Raw genomic sequence first — 3821 nt, 5'->3', positions numbered from 1 at the left:
AGGCAAAAGCCGGGCAAAAAAAACGGGAAGCGCAAGGCTTCCCGTTTCGTCGCATGTCGCGCGGCCGCTGGCCGCGCCTGCGTCAGCCCGCGGTTTCGCGGTTCGCCACCGGCTGCCGCTGCGCGCCGCGGCTCGCGGCGATCCACGGCGCGATTTCCATGTCTTCGTAGCGCACGAAGCGGCTCTTCTTCAGGAACCGGAAGCCAAGCCACACGACGAGGAACAGCGGAATGCCGACATAGGTCGCGGCCACGCCCGCCCAGTCGATCCGGTTCGCGAGGAACGCCTGATAGTCCTGGCCGAGCGCGATCACGAGACACAGCACGAACGCGAACAGCGGGCCGAACGGGAACCACTTCGAGTGGTACGGCAACTGGTCGAGCGAGTAGCCCTGCTTCACGTAGCCCTTGCGGAACCGGTAATGGCTGACCGCGATGCCGAGCCACGCGATGAAGCCCGTCATCCCCGACGTGTTCAGCAGCCACAGGTACACGGTCTTGTCGCCGTACAGCGACGTGAAGAAGCACAACGCACCGACGGCCGTCGTCGCGTACAGCGCGTTGCGCGGCACGCCGCCGCGCGACAGCTTCGCGAAGATCTTCGGCGCACGACCTTCGGTCGCGAGGTTGTAGAGCATCCGCGTGGACGCGTACATGCCCGAGTTGCCGGCCGACAGCACGGCCGTCAGGATCACCGCGTTCATCACGCCGGCCGCGAACGCGAGGCCCGCGTGACGGAACACGAGCGTGAACGGGCTCACGCCGATGTCGGTCACGTCCGTCTTCAGCAGGTTCGGATCGGTATAGGGAATCAGCACGCCGATCACGAAGATCGCGAACACGTAAAACAGCAGGATCCGCCAGAACACCTGGCGCACCGCGCGCGGGATCGTCGTGCGCGGGTTTTCCGATTCGCCGGCCGCGACGCCGATCAGCTCGGTACCCTGGAACGAGAAGCCGGCGATCATCGCAACGCCCATCAACGCCGGCAGGCCGCCCGCGAACGGTGCGTCGCCGATCGTCAGGTTGCCCCAGCCGTTGCTCGGCGCGCCCTTCAGAATGCCGAAGATCATCAGCAGGCCGACGCCGATGAACGCGACCACGGTGACAACCTTGATCAGCGCGAACCAGTATTCGGCTTCACCAAATCCGCGCACGGTCAGCGCGTTGAGCAGGAACATCACGCCGAGGAACGCCGCGCTCCACCACACGCCCGGCACGTCCGGAAACCAGTAGTGCATCACGAGCTGCGCGGCGACGAGCTCCACCGCGATCGTCACGGCCCAGTTGTACCAGTAGTTCCAGCCCAGCGCGAAGCCGAAGCCTTCGTCCACGTATTTCGCGCCGTAGGTCGCGAACGAGCCCGACACGGGCATGAACGCGGCCATTTCGCCGAGGCTCGTCATCAGGAAGTAAACCATCAGGCCGATCGCCATGTACGCGACCATCGCGCCGCCGGGGCCGGCCTGCGAGATCGACGCGCCGGACGCGACGAACAGGCCCGTGCCGATCGAGCCGCCGATGGCGATCATCGTCAGGTGGCGCGCCTTCAGCGCGCGATGAAGCTTGGGTGGGTTCGCGGGCGAACCGGGTGGGTCGGATTTCGGAATTGCGGACATAAACGAGACGAACGTTGAGCGGGCCGGCATCCGTAGCCGGCGCATGCGGAATCGGAGCGCGGTGCGCGTCCTGCGATGCATTCGATGCGGCCCCGATACGCGTTGCGCGGCGGGCGCCTGCGGCGAAGCGCGGATTCTACCTGATTCGTCACGGGGGCAGTTCAGGTGCCGCCACCCGCCGCCATCGCGGAGATTTCGCAGAATCAAGGAGTTGGCCGCATCGGAACGGGCCGTGGCCGGATGCCGGCGTCAAAACCACGCGTTGCGGGCGGGTATCCGGCTTTCCGATCCGCCCGGTGTGTCGCCGCTGTCCTGTCGCAATCCTCCCGAACCCGCGCCGATACGCAATATCGCCGGATAATCGCGCCATTATTCAGACAAAACAATCAATATCGATCATTGATTCAAATCAAATCACCCGAGCGTAAAGCGGTAATGATGCGTAACAATTTCGAATCGCCATATCCGCATGCATGTTTTGCATGTGCACGCGAATGTCAGGAAATCGCGAGATAATGCGAGCCAATTCGAAATAAACAGCGCGCGGAATCGCCAACGACGCGAAAATCCGCCGCCCGCCACCCCCGAGGATGAAGTCATTCACGCTGCCCGCCGCGCTGCGCCGCCATACCGCGTCGATCGTGGCACGCATTCTGTCGCCCCGCGGCGTGCTCGTTGCGGGGATCGTGCTGCTGGTGTTCAGTTGGGGGCTTTCGACGTCGCTTTTAATCGAGGCGCGACGCGACGCATATGACCACGCGGTCGAAAATGCGCGCAACCTGATGCTGCTGATCGAACGCGATATCGCGCGCAATATCGAACTCTACGATTTGTCGCTGCAGAACGTCGTCGACGGCGTGGCCGACCCGGAACTGATGACCTTGCCGCCGCGCCAGCGCCACCGGCTGCTGTTCGACCGCGCGGCAACCGGCGAGTATCTCGGGTCGATCTTTGTCATGGATGCGCACGGCAATATCGCGATCGATTCGAGCGCGTCACCCGCGCGGCAAGGCAATTTTGCCGACCGCGAGTACTTCGCCGTGCATCGCGACGGGCTCACGCAGGGCCTCTACATCAGCCGGCCGTATGCGTCCCGGCTGCGCGGCGGTGCCCTGACGATCGCGCTGAGCCGCCGGATCAGCCGGCCCGACGGCACGTTCGCCGGCATCGTCGTCGGCACGCTCAGCATCGACTACTTCCGCGCGCTGCTCGACGGCCTCGCCGTCGGCAAGCACGGCAGCGCGGCGATCGTCGAGGACAACGGCACGCTCGTGTCACGCCTGCCGTACGACGCGCGCGTGGTCGGCCTCGACCTGCACGACTCGCAACTGTTCATCGAATCGCAACGCGCCCGCGCCGGCGCGCTGACCGGCACCGGCGCGATCGACGGGATCCGGCGCATCTATGTTTACAAGCATCTCGCCGGCCTGCCGCTGATCGTCGACGTCGCGCCTGCGGAGATCGACATCTACGCGTCGTGGCACCACCGCGCGGTCTGGACCGTCGTGCTGATGTGCCTGTTCACCGGCTTCATCGCGTGGGGGTCGCTGGCGCTGTCGCGTGAGCTGAAGCGCCGGCAGATCGCCGAATCGAAGCTGTACCGGCTCGCGCACACCGACGCGCTGACGGGCCTCGACAATCGCGGCACGTTCGACACGGTGCTCGCGAAGGAGGCGCAGCGTGCGTCGCGCAACGGCCGCCCGCTGTCGGTGCTGTTCGTCGACGTCGATCACTTCAAGGCGTTCAACGACTACTACGGCCACCCGGCCGGCGACGACGTGCTGCGGCGCGTCGCGCAAACCGCGTCGCGCTGCCTGCGCCGCGACAGCGATCACGTCGCGCGCTACGGCGGCGAGGAATTCGTCGTCACGCTGCCCGACACCGATGCGAAAGGCGCCGCGATCGTCGCCGAGGCCATCCGGCGCGCGATCGTGGGGCTCGACATCGCGCACATGAACAGCCCGTACGGGCGGGTCACGGCGAGCATCGGCGCGGCAACCGCCGCCGACGGACGCCTGAACGCCGCGACGCTGCTGCGGCGTGCCGACGAGGCGCTGTACCGCGCGAAGTCCGGCGGCCGCAACCGCGTGCTGGAGGCGCAGCCCACCACCGCGAACGCATGACATCGCCATGACGTGACGTGAAGTCACGCGGCGGCCGGCCAGGCCGGACGACCCCGCCGTGGACAGTCCTCCCGCGTTCG

Annotated in this window: 3 protein-coding genes; 1 reads left to right on the top strand and 2 read right to left on the bottom strand. The window is 66.2% G+C overall.

Annotated features, from left to right (window positions below; genetic code table 11):
- Nucleotides 1–82: 82 nt before the first annotated feature.
- Nucleotides 83–1618 carry an amino acid permease gene (locus JYJ84_RS30820; RefSeq protein WP_122949052.1) on the bottom strand — a complete coding sequence of 512 codons (1536 nt, stop codon included), beginning with the start codon at nt 1616–1618 and terminating at the stop codon, nt 83–85.
- A 409-nt stretch (nt 1619–2027) separates the two neighbouring features.
- Nucleotides 2028–2270 carry a hypothetical protein gene (locus tag JYJ84_RS30815; protein WP_175221679.1) on the bottom strand — a complete coding sequence of 81 codons (243 nt, stop codon included), beginning with the start codon at nt 2268–2270 and terminating at the stop codon, nt 2028–2030.
- On the opposite strand from JYJ84_RS30815, the gene JYJ84_RS30810 reads away from it, so the two are divergent.
- Nucleotides 2209–3741, top strand: coding sequence for a sensor domain-containing diguanylate cyclase (locus JYJ84_RS30810; protein WP_175221722.1), 1533 nt, complete (start codon nt 2209–2211; stop codon nt 3739–3741). The genes JYJ84_RS30815 and JYJ84_RS30810 overlap by 62 nt on opposite strands.
- The last annotated feature ends 80 nt before the right edge of the window (nt 3742–3821 follow it).

This window comes from Burkholderia sp. LMG 13014, from assembly GCF_905232215.1.
GTDB lineage: Bacteria > Pseudomonadota > Gammaproteobacteria > Burkholderiales > Burkholderiaceae > Burkholderia.
The sequence above is the reverse complement of the archived record's forward strand: the minus strand, read 5'-3'. Positions and strand labels throughout refer to the sequence as shown.

What these genes read in the sequence shown, in the direction of transcription:
- JYJ84_RS30820 (WP_122949052.1), bottom strand. Translation starts at nt 1,618, where the DNA reads ATGTCCGCAATTCCGAAATCCGACCCACCCGGTTCGCCCGCGAACCCA.
- JYJ84_RS30810 (WP_175221722.1), top strand. Translation starts at nt 2,209, where the DNA reads ATGAAGTCATTCACGCTGCCCGCCGCGCTGCGCCGCCATACCGCGTCG.
- JYJ84_RS30815 (WP_175221679.1), bottom strand. Translation starts at nt 2,270, where the DNA reads ATGCGTGCCACGATCGACGCGGTATGGCGGCGCAGCGCGGCGGGCAGC.